The organism is Micromonospora sp. HK10 (assembly GCF_000982955.1).
In the GTDB taxonomy this organism is placed as follows: Bacteria; Actinomycetota; Actinomycetes; order Mycobacteriales; family Micromonosporaceae; genus Micromonospora.
On record NZ_KQ058877.1, the window covers coordinates 6,559 to 21,316 of the forward strand.

Sequence of the window (14,758 nt, forward strand, 5' to 3'; positions counted from 1 at the left end):
GCTGACGGGGTGGCTGGCGCTGGGTGGCCCGCTCATTGGGTAGCCGGTCCCGGGTGGTGCGCTGACCGGGTAGGTGCTCCCGGGCAGCATGGTGACGGGATGGCTGGTGCCCGCTGGTGCGCTGACCGGTGGCCCGGTGAAGGGTGCGCCGCTCGCCGGTGACGTGCCGGCGGGTGGCGCGCTGCTGGGCGGGCCGCTGATCGGCGCTGCGCTGATCGGGGGCTGGCCGGGGGCGGGCATTCCGCTGGTGGGTGCATTGTGGACCGGTTGCCCGGTGCGGGGTGCGCCGCTGACCGGTGTGGGGGCGGGTGGCGCGGCTGCCGGAGGGCTGGTGCCCGGCGGTCCGCTGATCTGAGGTTGGCCGGGGGCGGGCATCCCGCTGGTGGGTGCGTTGTCGACCGGTCGCGGGGTACGGGGTGCGCCGTCCGGCGGGCCTGCCGTGCCGGCTGGGGCGGTGACCGGTGGCGCGCTGACGGGTGGGGCGCTGACTGAAGGGTTGACGGGCGATCCGTCGATCACCGCTTGCGGCCCCGTCTCCGCCTTCGACGCGGCGGCCCGCTCGATCTCCTCCCGCAGCAGCGGCCCGATCTGCTGGACCTGCACCGTCGGCTTCGCCCAGCCGGGAGCGCGGGTCCTCTCGCCGGATGGGGCGTCCTCCCCGTCACCCGCCGCAGGCCGACCCGTCGCCGGTCCGGTCTGCGGCACCGACGTCGGTGTAGCGGGTGGCGTCGAGGAGGGCGGAGCCGGGGCGGGCGGCACCGGGGTCGGCGCAGCGGGCGATGGCGGGGTTGACGGCACCGGGGCAGGCGGCGCCGACGCGGGCGTGGTGGGCGGTGCTGAGGTGGACGGGGCGGTCGGCGGCGCCGAGACGGGGGCGTGGGCTGGAGTCGGCGGGGCCGGAATCCGCGGTGCCGGCGGAGGCGGGGCCGGAGTTCCCGGCGCCGGCGGAAGCGGGGCCGGAGTTCCCGGCGCCGGCGGAAGCTGGCCTGCTGGTGGCGGAGCGGGTCGGGACGCCGGCACCTGCGGCGGCGCCGACACAGGTCCAGCGGCTGGGGGCACCCGCAGCGGACCGGGCGCGTGCGGGCCGTGCGTCGCCGGCGCGGGCGGAGCCGGAACCGCGATGACCGGTGCGGGCGGCAGCGGTGCCGGCGTGCCCTGCGACGCCGGCCCGTCGGTGACTCCCGACGGGACGGCCGGCGGGACCGTCGGTGCCGGGCGCGGGCCGGGAATCGGCGGCGGAGTGGTTGGTTGCGCGCCTGCCGGATAGGCGCCGGCACCGTGCGCGCCGGCTGGATGCGGAGTGCGTGCCGCCGGCGGCCCGACCGGCGGTACCGGCGCGGCGGAGGGCGGCCTGACCACCGACGGCGGCACGGAGACGGGTGCGGGGAAACGCGGCTCGGCCGCGGGCGGCGCGGACGTCGGTGGCCGGGACACCGGCGGCCCGAATACCGACGGCGGGGGAACCGGTGGCCCGGACATCGGCGGCCCGGATACCGGTGGCGGAGGAGTCGGTGGTGCGGACATTGGCGCCGGAGGCATCGGTGGTACGGACATCGGTGGTGCGGACATTGGCGTCGGAGGCATCGGCGGTGCGGACATTGGCGCCGAGGACATCGGTGGTGCGGACATCGGTGGTGCGGACGCCGGTGGGTGTGCCATCGGCAACGGCGTGCTGGGCGCCGCGCCCGCGGGCGGCGGCGGGATGACCGGCGGCGGTGGCAGGGGCGTACCGGAGGATTGGGCCGGTGGTGCCCAGGGCGACGGCTGGGCCGGTCCCGACCCCGGGCGTGGTGGCGGGGCCCACCGCGGGTCCGTCGCCGCCGGTGGGGCGGGAATGGCGCCGGCGGCACCGGCCGCCGGGTGGGCCGGCGGGCCGCCGGCCCCGGGCCGGTGACCGGGAGCTGGCGGGGTGGGCGGTGGCGGGGGCGGCACCGGTACGGCCGGCATCGCCACGGTGGGTCCGGAGAGCGCCCCCGGGGCGGGTCCGGCAGCGGCGGCGGAGCCGCCGAGGTACTGGCGGGCCGTGCGTACCGCGGGGTGATCCGGACCGAGCACGGCGGCGCCGGCGGTGGCCACCCGGGTGTAGTTGCGGCGGGCCTCGTGCCGGTTGCCGAGTTCCTCCGCCACGCCGGCGAGGTCGAAGCTGAGCGCGAGCATCAGCGGGTCGGCCTCGTTACGCCGCCGCTCGCCGGCGGCGTACGTCTCCTCAAGCACCCGCCGGGCGGCGGCCGGGTCGTCGGCCTCCCGGTGCAGCCGGGCCAGCAGATGGCCGGTGGCCAGCACGTCGGGGTGGTCCTCCCCGTACGCCGGGCGGGCCGTCGCGATGGCGTCGGCGAGCAGGCGGCGGGCGGTGGCCACGTCTCCGGCGGAACGTAGCGCGAGAGCCTGGTGTTGAGCGTTGGTCAGGGGGGAGGGGTGGGACACGGGAGCAATGCTGCCCGGTATGGGTGCTCGGGCGCTACCCGGCTCCGCCTATCCGGGATTGACCGCTCCACGCCTGCCTGGGTGACCCGGTTGAGCTGTGGAAACGGGGTGGTCCGGCGGCGATGTGCATGATCCATCTGCGCCGTGTACAGTAATGCCCCGTGCGGCCCGCCCGGCCGGCTGATCCGGTGAGATGATCACCTTGGCCGACAGGGTAGGCTGGACGGGCAAGTCCGGGTGGCGGAATGGCAGACGCGCTAGCTTGAGGTGCTAGTGCCCGTATAGGGCGTGGGGGTTCAAGTCCCCCCTCGGACACTCCCGCGTAGCAACCGTGCGACGTTGGACGTTCAGGTGGTCAAGCATGCTTGACCACCTGATTTCACTCTCTGTTACCGCCGTTGGTGGCAGCCTCGTCGTTCGGCGAGGTGGGTCATGACCGACCGGCCGATCGATTCGGTGATCCCGGCGGTGGTTCCGTCAGGCGGGCTCAAGATCCGCGGTGATTCACGTGCCGCGATGAAGCGACCGCCTCTGCCGCTGGCGCGACTGGCTCCTACTCGTGACGGCAGCACGGTGTATGGGCTGGCGACTCTTGATGTGCACGGCCGCGTCGCTGATCGGCCGGTGATGATCGCTCTCGGCTGGGCTCCCGGCCTCAGGCTGGGCATCAGGGAAAGCAGCGGCCTGATCATCGTCGACCCTGACCCGCGCGGCGTGTTCCAGGTGACGAAAGAGGGCCACGTGCGGTTGCCCGCGGTGGTCCGCCAGTGGTGCGGGCTGACAGCCGGCGATCGGGTGCTGCTGGCAGCCGATCCGAAGGCCGGACGCCTCGTGCTTCACCCGCCGGCCTCGCTGGACGCGGTGGTCGCCCGAGTGCACGCCGAGGCGTTCGCGGGCGGTGAGTCGTGAGCAGCGTGGCGGGCAAGGCCGAACTGGAGGCCGCTCGGTTGTTGCTATCGCGGATGGGCATCTCTCCAGCGGATCTGGTGGCGGCGACGTCCGATCGTCCGCCGGCTCCGACGTTCGCGGAGTATGTGCCGGTGGTTGCCGCTGCGGTCAGTGCTGGGACGCGGCGGGCGTACGGGTCGTACTGGAAGCGCGTTGTGGAGCAGTGGGGTCAGCGGCGTATCGATGAGCCGACACCATCGGAGATCGAGCGGCTTGCGGAGTACGTCAAGACGCATGTGGTGGCCCGCCGCAACGCGCGGGGCGGGCGCAGCGCGGCGGAGCATCTGATCGCGGCGCTGCGATGCCTGTACCGGCGGGCGGTCGCCGACGGGCTCCTGTCCGAGGCCGAGAACCCGGCGTTGAAGGTGGCGAAGCCACGGCGGCTGCCGAGCACCCGGCGGGCATTGGCGGACACCCGGTTGGCGGAGATCAACGAGGTAGCGGCGTCCACGGGTGACGACCCGGCGTTAGACAGTCTGCTTCTACGGTTGCACACCGAGACGGCGTGCCGCCGGGGTGGGGCCCTAGCTTTGCGGCCGGTCGACCTGGACCCGGACCAGTGCCTGATCCTGCTGCGGGAGAAGGGTGAGACGGTGCGGTGGCAGCCGGTGTCGCCCACACTCATGCGGTACCTGCAGCGGCACGCCGAGCAGCGGCACGCCACCGAGATGGGACCGTTGTTCCGGTACCGCAGCGGCCAGCCGATCACCTACCGGCGGTACGACCACCTGTGGGTGCGCATCGGTGAGCACCTGCCGTGGGTGCACGCGCAGCAGATCAGCACGCACTGGCTACGGCATACCACGTTGACCTGGGTGGAGCGCAACTTCGGCTACGCCATCGCCCGGGCCTATGCCGGTCACTCCGCCAGTGGGGGAGATGCCGGAACCACCGCCACCTACGTTCGCGCAACTATCCACGAGGTTGCTGCCGCGCTGGCGGCACTTACCGGTGAGCCACATCCGCTGGCGTAGTGGGGTGTTGGGGCGGGCCCTGTCCTAGGCGGACTGGGTCCGCCCCAAACGATTGGAGTGGGCCCCTCCGGTAGGCGCTCGCCGTCGTACAGCGCGGTTACGGTGACGGCTATGGGCTTTCCGCAGGTGCCGGGTCCTCGGCGGTCCGCCGAGGATGACGCTGACCAGGCCTTGTCGTTTGCCATCGGACTGGACGACGCGTCACCGGAGCGGGTCGCTGCGGTGGCCGCTGTGCTCGTCAATACTTGGCAGGCGGATTCGGGTCGGTTTGCGGCGGCGGCCGCGGTGTGCCGACGCCGGCAGGGCGAGGGGGACGAGGATGTTTGGGGGGAGACTGCGAACCTTCTGGACCGGGCCCTGCGCATAGTCCACGACGCCGGTGCCGACAACGACGATGATGCTCGGATCCGGCTCCTCGGACAACTCTTCCCGGATCCAGGGCCCTTCCGGTGGGACACGGCGCGACGCCGCGATCCTGTGTGGTGGCTGCGCCGCCTGGCGGCACTGCGCGTCCGCGCGGTCCACCTACCAGCCGGCGCGCCTGCCGGGTTCCAGCGGCTGGTCCTTCGTCGGGGCCTGCTCGTCGTCGGTCAGGTCGACTTTCAGGTGTGCCAGGGGTGTCGGCGTGGCTACCTGCGGAAGATCAGCGTTGATGGGGCCGCCAAAGGCTATGGGATCGGCACCCGCGCCGTGCTCAAGCTCTATCGGCGGTACCCGGGCCTCACCTGGTACACGACCACTCAGTACGACACCGCTGGGACGTTTTGGCAGAAGGTCGCGCGGCGAACGGATGGGGCTTTTACCGAGAACCACGACGGCGCGTGCGAGCACATGAAGATCGACCGACGGGGCTGACCCACACGTCGGCATAGCTCAGCTGTTGCGGTGACCATAAACCTTGGCCGGATTGGCACCAAGGCAGGAGTCGTCACGCTGTCCCTCATGGGCCAACGTGACAACCGGGAGTCTGATGTCCGACGGCTCCTCGACGATTTGTGCATCAAGCTGGGCTTCTGCCTGCCACCCGAGGAGAGCCAACGGCTTCGCGAGTCCCCTCCGGGTGAGGTGGACAGCTTCACTGATGGGGTCTTCGAGGCCGAGGGAATGGGCGACATGAGGTACACGGACCTCCGCCGTCAGGTACGAGGGGTCGTCGATCAGTACATGAGGCGATGGGTAGGGACCGAGGATCAAGCAGCCGGAGGTCAGACCCGGTGAACGTTCGTGGTCACCGCCACTATGCAGGGGATCCGCTGGCCCGCGGTTTTCGGCGACGGTGCGGTGGGCTGGTGCGCGATGAGGTTGTTCGGCTCCAGCCAGACCTCGTGCGAGGCTCTACGTCGCTGACCTGCTCGGACGCGGGATATCCACAGGGAAGCACCCGGTGGGGTGGACGAGGCGCGGCCGATTGTCGGAGGCTTCCCGCATGGAGTTCCCGGAAGCAGCCACCGTCCTGAGTGCGCGTCTCGCCGCTGGCGATGACAGCCTCGCCGCCGCCGGCGCCGTCCACCTGGCCATCGAAGCCTGGAAGCACTTGGGCGGGGTTGATCCCGCGTGGGACCGCTTCGGACTGGAGGTCCTGGACGTCCGCAGCCGCCTTTACGAGGACGACGTCGTCGTGGACGCGGCTGCCCCGGACGCCGACGGGCCCGAGGTGCGGGCTGCGGTGAGGGATCTCATTGAGCACCTTGCCCAGCACCACGATCGCCGTGCCGTCGCCGAGGATGGGCTGGCTCAACGGCTCGACCACGACGCGGCAGCCCAGCAACTGCGCCGGGCGGTAGCGGCCCTGGCATGACGGTCGGCTTCTGGTACGAGGAGGCGCAGCGGGCGATGGGGGCGGCCACTGCGGCGGTGACCAGACGCCGTGCGGGGACCGCTGGGGAGATCAATGGTTTGGTGGGTGCCCGGTCGGACCTCTATCACCAGATGGCCAGGGTGACGGAGCTGCTGGTCGGTGGTCGTCCGGTGGCGGAGGTGCCGGACAAGGCGGCTGCCGCGCTGGTTCTCGGGCGGCATGGGCAGAGCCTGACCCGGTTCTACGTGGGGTTGCGGGCCGCCGCGGTGGTGGACGAGCGGCTACCGCCAGCACCGGAGGTCTCCGATGGCGCGGCTCGGTCGCTGCGCCGGGCCGCTGACGCGATTGGCGTCATGGGTGACATCATCGCCGGTCACGTTCCACCCGGCCGGCGTCCCGATACGCCAGAGGGGATCGCTATCCGTGCCGGGGGCGGTGTCCAGGGAGGGCTTGGTGATATTGCCCGGCTCGCCGTGGATGCCGTGCGGCTCGACGGCCGCCTTCCCGCTTGGCTGGACCGGGGTGGACCTTTGGCGCAGACGTACAGGCCGGTGGCGGAGGCAGCCAGATGGACGAGCGGCAGCCGGTTGAGCGCCGTCGCCAAGGAGCTGGTCGCGGCCGCGAAGGCTCAGCCCGACCTCCGTGAGCTTGATATCGCCCGATCGCCACAGCATCCGGCGCAGGCGGTAGACACCGTCGATGCGGCGATCGCGGCGGTCCGCGCCGCGCGGACCTGGCTGTGGCTTCACCCCGACCAGGTCACCGGAGCGCACCTCCAGGTCGGGACGCAGCTTGGCCTGGCGGTGCACGTCCTCAGAACCGACGGATCCCTGGCGATGATCGGGGGTTGGCGGCAGGCGGCGATAGCCGCTGCCGAGCTGCGCGCGGCACCGGCGGCCGGCCCTGGCCAGGACGCCGCGGCCGAGCTTGGCGAAGCCCTGCGGTGGATCCGGTCGCTGCTGAACCCTGGGGCCCAGGGCCGCATGCCGCATCGGGTCAGGGAGGCTACGCGGCTCGGCAGTGAGATGTTGCTGATGGCTGCCACCCTCCATCGAGGCCTCCGTACGGCGATGCAGCGGCGAAACCTGTTCGTTAGGGGGGATGCAGTCCTCGAGCGTCCCGTCGGTTCGCTGGTCTATCGAGCCACTCCCCGTTGGCGGCCCGCAACAGTCGGCGATGATCTTGTGCGCGACCTCAGCCGGGCGTTGTGGCAGATTATCGGGTCCGACGCCGAGGGTGACCCGGCGAGCATGGTCGCTCATGTGCTTGCCCGACCGCCTCGCCCGCGAGTGGCGAGCCCAGCAGCCGCAGAGAGCCGCGGCCCGAAGCCGGATGTGCTGCCGGACGGCCGGGCGTACCCGGGGCCCAGGCAGGGAGAGGGTAGGCAACCAAAAACGGCTGGCGCCGAAACCGTGGCTGCCGTGCTAGGCAGCGAGGCGGCTGAGGAAGGCGGAGAGCCATTGCCGGGCGAGATTCAGATCGACTAGCTCGGCGGCGCCGAACCGGTACACCTCGTACCCGTGAAGCCGCAGTTCGCGGTCTTCGGCGACCAGTTCGGCGTAGCGACGATTTGCCTGGGGCATGTACGGGGCGTCATGCAGGTAGACCTGAGGGATCACGGGTCTTCGACAGCCTGCCGCAGGACGACGAACTCGTCATCGTCCTTCGGTTCACTGGCGGCCATGTGTACGACGCCGTTGCCCAGGTGCTCGGCCCTGACGAGCCGAAGCGGCGAGGCCACCGCTGATGGGCGCGCGCTGACGGCTGAGTCGAAGTGACCTTGACGGCCGACGAGACGAACATTTGTTGTAGCCGATCTTCGCCCGTTCCGGGTGGCCCCTCACCGACGATGGGCGAGGGGACGGGGATGATGAGCTTTCACAGCCCGCGCAGGCGGTGAGTTCGGCCCGGCCGCGGGCTGCGGCGAATCCCGCGTTGCGCCGGCCGATCGCGCCGATGCTCGCCGCGCCGGTCGATGTGGTGCCCGAAGGTCCCGAACTGCTTCATGAACCCAAGTGGGACGGGTGGAGATGCATCGCCTTCCGCGAGACCGACGGGGTGTACCTGCAGTCGCGGGCCGGCCGGAACCTCACCACCTACTTCCCGGACATCACGCGGGCGATCCGGACGCTTCCGCCAGGGGTTGTGCTGGACGGGGAGCTGATCGTCTGGGAGCGCGGTCGGACGAACTTCGCGCGGTTGCAGCGGCGCGTCACCGCCGGCCGCGGTCTGCTGCGTCTGGTCCACGACTGCCCCGCCCACTATGTGTTGTTCGATCTTCTCGCGGACGCCGGCGGGAAGGTGATCCTGAACCTGCCGCTGTCGGAGCGGCGAGTCTGGCTGGAGCGGCTGCTCGCTGACACGCCCGCGCAGCTCACCGTGACGCCGCAGACGACCGACATGCGGCTGGTCGCGGACTGGCTGCTGAACTGGACCGTCGCGGCCGGGATCGAGGGCGTGGTGAGCAAGCGGCTGGCCGGGCGATACGAGCCTGGCCGGCGCGGCTGGTGGAAGTTCCGGACCCGAATCGTGACCGAGGCGATCGTCGGCGGAGTGACCGGCAGCATCCACAACCCTGACACCCTGCTGCTCGGCCGGTTCGACCGCAGGGGACGGCTGCGGTACACCGGGCGGACACACCCGCTGACCGGCCTCCAGCGGAAGGAGCTCACCGGGCTGCTGCCTCCGCTACGGCCTCGGCAACACTACGGCGCCCCCGTGGTGCACCCGTGGCCGGAGCCGTTACCCGCATCCTGGTCCGGGCAGCTGGACCGGCCGGAGCCGCTGCGGTACATGCAGATCGAGCCCACCGTGGTGGCAGAGATTGAGGCCGACGTCGCCTTCGAGCACAGCCGTTGGCGGCACCGGGTGAGATACGCGCGCCACCGGGCGGACATGTCGGTGTACGACGTACCGCTGCTGCTCGGCGAGGAGGAGGGCTACTTCGGCGACCCGGGGTGAGTGTCCATGGTCTGCTGATGAGCGGCGAGTGCTGCTGGATCCGCTGCAGCACGCCTCAAACAGTCGCCTGAGCCCGAGCCCACTTGCATCCGCCTCTGCCGAGAAGCGGACATCTGACCATGCCGAAGAGTAGTTGGCTCTAACGGGTGGCCTGGTTCGTCCCTGGAGCATCGGAGGCTTTGGGTTATCAAGTTTCTTGCTCGGTGGCACGAATGCGTCACAGGCTTATCTGCTGACGTAGCGCGCATCGATCGAGAGGGCGACCTTCCGATCAGCCGGAAAACCCAGCTGCGCTCCGACGGGGCGTGCGCGAGGATCGAACTCTGGACATGCCTACTGCGGCATGTGTGAGCAGAGCACGAAGGAGAGGTAGTGACCAGCGCAGTGGCAGACGAGGAAGTTATCAGGTGTACGCACTGCCGCTGACCGATCGCTACGGATCGTAGCCGCTCCTGGACAGGCCAGCACTCTGGCGTCCCCGACAACTGCCGCCGTCTCTGTGGCAGGCGAACCTTCACCGCCAACTCGCTGCGCAAACTCACATATAACCGACGATGCCTGCGATGTCGCGCGTCCGCGCCGGTCCGTTCATTTGCATGCGTTCTCACGGTCTGGGCGTCTTGCAGCGTACGACCGAGCCTTGAAGGATGATGACAGCCATGGGAACTGCTCTTTGGCACAATTGGCGTGCACACGACTCCGGAGTCGACTTAGTCGAACGCATGTACTTCACGGTCGCTAGCGATGCCACCCTTGTAGGCAAACTTCAGGCCGGACCGCTACTCGTCTATCACGACGAAGGATTAGTCGACCCACGGAGCAATGAATGCCCGATTATACGCACCGATATCCACTGGACACCGCCCGACTTAGTAGTTTCTGGCGACCTCGCCGCCACGGACTTTACCGCCTATCACGGTGGAGATGTGGCGGACGAGGTCACAGCGCTTTTGTCACTCGCACTACGAGTACGATGCAAGCCGGGCGGACGCTGGTGGACTCACGGCATCGGATCGGGCGGTCTCGACGACCCGCCATTCTCAATGGACCACCCCCAGCCGACCTCGCCTCTTCACCCACGTGGCCGCGAGGTTCTTCCCCGGCTCACGGGCCGACGAGACGTCAGCGGTGCGGCGTCGCTCATCGCCGCTTTTCCAACATTGACGGAGAAGAAGAGCATCGCGGTCATGAAGGCGGCCCGGCAGTATCAGCTCGGAATGTGGGTGGCGAACGAGGACCCAAACCTCGCATGGATACGGCTTGTCGGCGCGCTTGAGGTAGCGGCCAATGAAGTCAGAACTCCAAGGCAGCCGTATGTCGAGCGTGCGCGAGACCTACTGCCGGACTTCGCCAAGACGCTTGAAGGGCTAAATGAAGAGATTGCGGAGAATATCGCCAAATCAATCGCTCCGCTGATCGGTTCGACGAGAAAGTTCCTGCGCTTCCTTGAATTGTACTGCCCCCCTCCTCCGAGCCTGCGTCCTAGCAAGGACGACCAAGTCGACTGGAGAACGCTGGACGAGACATACAAGTTAATATATCAGTATCGATCAAGCGCACTGCATGGAGGAAGACCATTCCCTCAGCCGATGTGCGAGGCGCCGAGGCAATTCGATGACGGCGTACCGATAGAGCGACCGTCCGGTCTCACGTCTGGCGCCTATAACGCCTCCTGGAGCAAGGCGGATTACCCCATGCTCTTGGCCACTTTTGAATACATTGCTCAAGGGGCGCTTGTCGCTTGGTGGAGTCAGCTTGCCGCAACTTCCTAGCTCCAAGGTCATCAGATTTTGTGCAGCGATCTTGGCGTCCACATCTGCCGCCGATAGCGCGGGCGCTGCCCGAGCACGGGCCGCTCTCGACCGAGCACGCAGCCTTCCAGACCGAACGGCAGGAACAGGAACGCGCTCGCCGCACCGGAACCGAGCGGATCGGGCCGGCGTTGTGACTGCGCCGGAGCTGAGCTACGCCGACTCGTCGCGTGCGGGCGGCTGGATCATCCGCACGTTCGAGACGCCACCCTGGTTTACACAATCCTCGGCGAAGTCGTGGACGTGCCAGTAGAAGTCCAAGGCGGGCTCTACCGCGTTGACGGTCGTCTCGACAGGCGTGTAGCGGTGCAGGGGCGTCGAGACGCCGTCGTAGGTGAAGCCCATGTTGTCCTTCGTCAAGATCACCAGCGGCTGTTCGCCACTCCAGTCGATCCCAAGGCGCACGTCATACTCGTCGTTGTCGGTAGCCTCGGCGGTGATTCGGATCAACGCCATAAGGTCAGCGATCGCGCATTCGATCGCGGAGGACTCGACCTGCCAGCCCTCGAAGTAGCCGTCGCTGCTCATGCGGTGGCCGCCGACCGCCGCAGCAAGAGTCACCGAGCTGTCGTGATGAATACTGATCCACGATTCCTTCCAGATGGATCGGTCTCCCGTTGCGGTGTTCACCGCGACCCAGCGACGAAGCCCAGGTCGAGGATTGAGCTGGTCCACGCTCTCCAGCGGATGAATGCCGCCGCGCCCCGCGTAGGTCAGCGCCAGCCTTTCGGTCTTTGTCAGGACGTCGCGAGCTTGGTCGCGGTTCAGCCGCTCCCGAAGACGAGGGATGCGTGGGTGGGCGACAGCGATCAGCCACGCGCGTTTGCCAGCGTCACGGCCGGCGGAAGCCTCGGCAAACAGCGCGTCCAACGCCTCGGTCGCATGACGGCGCTCGTCGAACCGAGCGCGATACATCGCCTCGATCTGGCGCTCTTTCATCCACACCGTGTCCGAGTCATTGCGCACCGGAGCGCCGAAGTATTCGTTCCGATAGATCAGGTGTGGTCCGTCGATGCTGGCGGGAACCTCAACCACGACAGCGCGCTTCCCCTCGGAACCAAGACGGTGAATCACTAGGCCGAAGACAGGCGGAGAAATCGCCGTAATCGCTGCGCTGCGCAGGGAACGTTCGTATGCCTCATCGAGTTCACCTACGTCGGCCCGCGCAGTCGCGGCCTTCTGTTCCTCGCGCACCCCGAAGACGATCACGCCGCCGCCGCTGTTCGCCATCGCCGCGACGTCTTTAGGAAAGTCGGTCTGCGGCAGGCCCCTGGCCGGCGGGAGCTCAGACTTCCAATCCAAGTCGTTCGCCTCGATCACGCCAGCGGCCACCGCAGCGTCAAGGATCTCGTCGGTCAACGGACCGGGGCCAACCCCGAGTGAGCGGTGCAGTGCGGTGAAGGTCATGCTCAAAGCGTAGGGATGGCCTACGACAGTGAGGGTTGACGCGGGAAGCCGGTGGGCATGGGCGGGCAGCTATCCGCCGCTCGGCTCGGGCTCAGCGTCCGGCCATCCTCGCGCTTGCCCGAGCGGTAGGCCCTTCCGGCTCTCCCACAGCTCGACGTAACCAAAGAGTTCCTCGGTCGCCTTGGTCATCGCCTCCAGCAACTCCAACCAGAGCCTCCCGGGGACGACGTCGGGCCGAAGCGGAAGGCCAAAGTTAAACCGGTCGCCGGTGACCTGCCACGCGGCGCTCAGATGATTGACGGAGAGGTGCACCCAACCTGACGTTTCCTTGTAGACCGGCGGAAGCCACGAGTGATGCGGCGTTGCTAGTTCGACCAGGCGCGCGTCGGTGAGCGACTTTCCGTCCACATCCTTCATCCTGCGGAACTCGGTGCCTTCCAGCATCGCTGTGACCACTTCATCCGTCAACGGATGGTGTGCCACGTAGCAAGCGCGCACGAGGGTGTCGAGCTGAATCCGGAGTAGCGGAGCCGCCGCTGCCAAGTTGTATCCGTCGACGCAGTCAATGACCGCTTCCACCAGACCGTAGCTCCGCTGCATCATCGACATGACCAAGAGGTCGGGCAAGTAGATTTTGCCGTCGTCGGCCTCAATCACACGGCGCGCGAGGTCGAGATGGTGAACGCGGAGCCGGTCGAGGTACTCACGCGGCCCGCGTAGCTCCGGGAAGCGATGGGCGGCGGTACCGGCGAAGATCGGGCGCGGTTCTCGTGGCGGTCGGAACACGAGCAACGCTTCATCTGTCACGGGTTCATTGTTCATCTGCACGGCCGTTCCCGCGAATGAGTTATAAGAGCTTCTGTTGAACCCCTCCCAGCGTGTGCACTGATCTGCCGCCGAGCGCGCTTTCGATCTTGCTGGACTGGCCACCAGATCTGCCGATGAACGGGACACTCGGAGGGGCCTTCTACCGAGGCTCGGCCCGCGTCCCGGTTTCATGAACCTTCCTGCGGGCGCTGGACCTGGACCTGGATTAGCTCAGGTCCAGCGCCCAGGTGATCATCGCCAGGTCATGTCGATCTGGCGCTGGATGGTGACGTAGCCGGCCCGGGCGAAGGCTGCCGCCATCGGCGTGTTGCCGACGTCGGTGGCTGCCCGGATCCGCGGTACGTTCTGCGCCGCGAGCAGACTTGTACCCATGGCGAGGATGTCGTGGATGTAGCCGTGGCCGCGATGCGCGGGCACCACTGCGAGGTACGCGATGATCGGGTTGTAGCCGTTGTGCGCGGGGATGACGAACCCGACCGGTTCTCCGTCCGGAAGCGTCGCGATCCGCCACCAATCGTGCGGGCTGGCGTAGCGCTCGAGTTCGTTCTGGTACTGCTCCTGAGCGGCCTGGCGGGCGGTCATGCGGGTCAGGTCCGCGCGACTGTGCGCATCGAGGGTGCCGTCCAGCACAAGCGTCATCAGCTCGATGAGCTCGCCCGCGTTGCGAACCGGCCGGAAGACGAGCCGCCCGCTGAGCTCTGGGATGGGCGTGCCGGGTCGCCATTCCAGACGCAGCCGTTCGACGAACAGCTTGGCTCCGACGCGTTCGAGTGCGCCCATACGGTCGTTGACGGCCTGACGGGTGTGCTGGCGGTTGCGCCAGTCCGCCGGGAGGAACCGGCCGTACTCTGGGGGTATCGCGCCGGCGGGGACCACGGCGGGCAGTGCGGCCTTCAGCAACCGCACGCCGTCGTCGACGTCACCGTCGATGTCGAAGATGTCCATCAACAGCGCGTGCTCGTCCCCGGGGCGCGACCACCATCCGGCCCGGGCCACCACGCGATCACCGCGCAGCGCGAGCCACAGCCATTCCGGGCGGCGGCGACCGGCCGCCAAGTCGCTGCCGAGCTCATCATTGAGGACGTACGGCAAGCTGTTGAACAGGTCTAGCTCATCGGGCCCGGTGATCGGGCGCAGGGTCAGATCATGCTGGTGCAAAGTCAAGGCAAGCTCCGTCTGGAGGCGCCCCGCCCGCTCCGGGATCAGCTCAGCTGGTCACCCGGGAGGACGCGAGCGCGGTGTGCGTGGCGTACATGGCTCAGCCCTCCTTCCTTGTAGGTTCGGCTGCTAGTTCTAATCAGGGCGTCCTATGCCCGCAACCCATTAACCAAACCAACTGGACAAGCTGCGTGTCTCTGGAGCGGCGTCCGTACTTGCGCCCTGAGCCCCTCATGGTGGGCTGGCGGATACGGCAGGTAACGAATGCCGCGCACCGCCAGGCGCTCGGCCGGACATGTCCGTGTACGACGTGCCGCTGCTGCTCGGCGAGGAGGAGAGCTACTTCGGTGAGGCGTGAGGGTAATCAGTTGTCGCTCTCGTGTGTCGTGATCGGCCGCTGCGAGCAGACCACGACGTTCCTGGGACTGGGTCGCGTCCGCGCGAGTGGT

The 14,758-nt window shown here is 68.5% G+C and carries 11 protein-coding genes, 1 tRNA gene and 1 pseudogene; 9 read left to right on the forward strand and 4 right to left on the reverse strand.

Features of this window, described 5'->3' with window-relative positions:
• Positions 1-106: 106 nt before the first annotated feature.
• Positions 107-355 carry a hypothetical protein gene (locus tag LQ51_RS33535; protein WP_231605879.1) on the forward strand — a complete coding sequence of 83 codons (249 nt, stop codon included), beginning with the start codon at positions 107-109 and terminating at the stop codon, positions 353-355.
• 1,895 nt (positions 356-2,250) lie between these two features.
• Here the strand turns inward: LQ51_RS33535 and LQ51_RS34610 are convergent.
• A pseudogene (locus LQ51_RS34610) lies at positions 2,251-2,424 on the reverse strand (hypothetical protein); the annotation flags it as partial.
• Positions 2,425-2,655: 231 nt separating this feature from the next.
• Between LQ51_RS34610 and LQ51_RS25485 the strand changes: the two are divergent.
• From LQ51_RS25485 to LQ51_RS32980, 8 genes are all read left to right on the forward strand, one after another.
• A tRNA-Leu gene (locus tag LQ51_RS25485) sits at positions 2,656-2,739 on the forward strand.
• 117 nt (positions 2,740-2,856) lie between these two features.
• Positions 2,857-3,333, forward strand: a complete 477-nt coding sequence (locus LQ51_RS34120; protein ID WP_231605880.1) for a hypothetical protein — start codon at positions 2,857-2,859, stop codon at positions 3,331-3,333.
• A complete protein-coding gene (locus tag LQ51_RS25495; protein ID WP_046569954.1) occupies positions 3,330-4,346 on the forward strand; it encodes a tyrosine-type recombinase/integrase in 1,017 nt (338 codons plus the stop codon). The genes LQ51_RS34120 and LQ51_RS25495 overlap by 4 nt, the downstream gene beginning before the upstream one ends.
• 111 nt (positions 4,347-4,457) lie before the next feature.
• Complete coding sequence (locus tag LQ51_RS32970; RefSeq protein WP_052745054.1) at positions 4,458-5,201, forward strand: hypothetical protein; 744 nt, start codon at positions 4,458-4,460, stop codon at positions 5,199-5,201.
• A 571-nt stretch (positions 5,202-5,772) separates the two neighbouring features.
• Entirely contained in the window at positions 5,773-6,144 is a 372-nt protein-coding gene (locus tag LQ51_RS25510; RefSeq protein ID WP_046569956.1) for a hypothetical protein, read from the forward strand.
• A complete protein-coding gene (locus tag LQ51_RS25515; protein WP_046569957.1) occupies positions 6,141-7,631 on the forward strand; it encodes a hypothetical protein in 1,491 nt (496 codons plus the stop codon). The genes LQ51_RS25510 and LQ51_RS25515 overlap by 4 nt, the downstream gene beginning before the upstream one ends.
• A gap of 448 nt (positions 7,632-8,079) precedes the next feature.
• Positions 8,080-9,105: an ATP-dependent DNA ligase gene (locus LQ51_RS25520; protein ID WP_231605881.1), complete on the forward strand. Its 1,026-nt coding sequence runs from the start codon at positions 8,080-8,082 to the stop codon at positions 9,103-9,105.
• Positions 9,106-9,764: 659 nt separating this feature from the next.
• Positions 9,765-10,877 carry a hypothetical protein gene (locus LQ51_RS32980; protein ID WP_156313224.1) on the forward strand — a complete coding sequence of 371 codons (1,113 nt, stop codon included), beginning with the start codon at positions 9,765-9,767 and terminating at the stop codon, positions 10,875-10,877.
• 192 nt (positions 10,878-11,069) lie between these two features.
• Here the strand turns inward: LQ51_RS32980 and LQ51_RS25525 are convergent, their stop codons facing one another.
• The 3 genes from LQ51_RS25525 to LQ51_RS25535 form a co-directional block, all read right to left on the reverse strand.
• Entirely contained in the window at positions 11,070-12,323 is a 1,254-nt protein-coding gene (locus tag LQ51_RS25525) for an AlbA family DNA-binding domain-containing protein (protein ID WP_046569959.1), read from the reverse strand.
• A 69-nt stretch (positions 12,324-12,392) separates the two neighbouring features.
• On the reverse strand, positions 12,393-13,130 hold the full coding sequence (locus LQ51_RS31530; RefSeq protein WP_156313225.1) for a hypothetical protein: 738 nt from the start codon (positions 13,128-13,130) through the stop codon (positions 12,393-12,395).
• Positions 13,131-13,382: 252 nt separating this feature from the next.
• Positions 13,383-14,315: a GNAT family N-acetyltransferase gene (locus LQ51_RS25535; protein WP_046569960.1), complete on the reverse strand. Its 933-nt coding sequence runs from the start codon at positions 14,313-14,315 to the stop codon at positions 13,383-13,385.
• Positions 14,316-14,758: the final 443 nt, after the last annotated feature.

Coding starts and splice junctions, on each gene's coding strand:
- LQ51_RS34120 (WP_231605880.1), top strand. CDS start 2,857: ATGACCGACCGGCCGATCGATTCGGTGATCCCGGCGGTGGTTCCGTCA.
- LQ51_RS32970 (WP_052745054.1), top strand. CDS start 4,458: ATGGGCTTTCCGCAGGTGCCGGGTCCTCGGCGGTCCGCCGAGGATGAC.
- LQ51_RS25510 (WP_046569956.1), top strand. CDS start 5,773: ATGGAGTTCCCGGAAGCAGCCACCGTCCTGAGTGCGCGTCTCGCCGCT.
- LQ51_RS25515 (WP_046569957.1), top strand. CDS start 6,141: ATGACGGTCGGCTTCTGGTACGAGGAGGCGCAGCGGGCGATGGGGGCG.
- LQ51_RS32980 (WP_156313224.1), top strand. CDS start 9,765: ATGGGAACTGCTCTTTGGCACAATTGGCGTGCACACGACTCCGGAGTC.
- LQ51_RS25525 (WP_046569959.1), bottom strand. CDS start 12,323: ATGACCTTCACCGCACTGCACCGCTCACTCGGGGTTGGCCCCGGTCCG.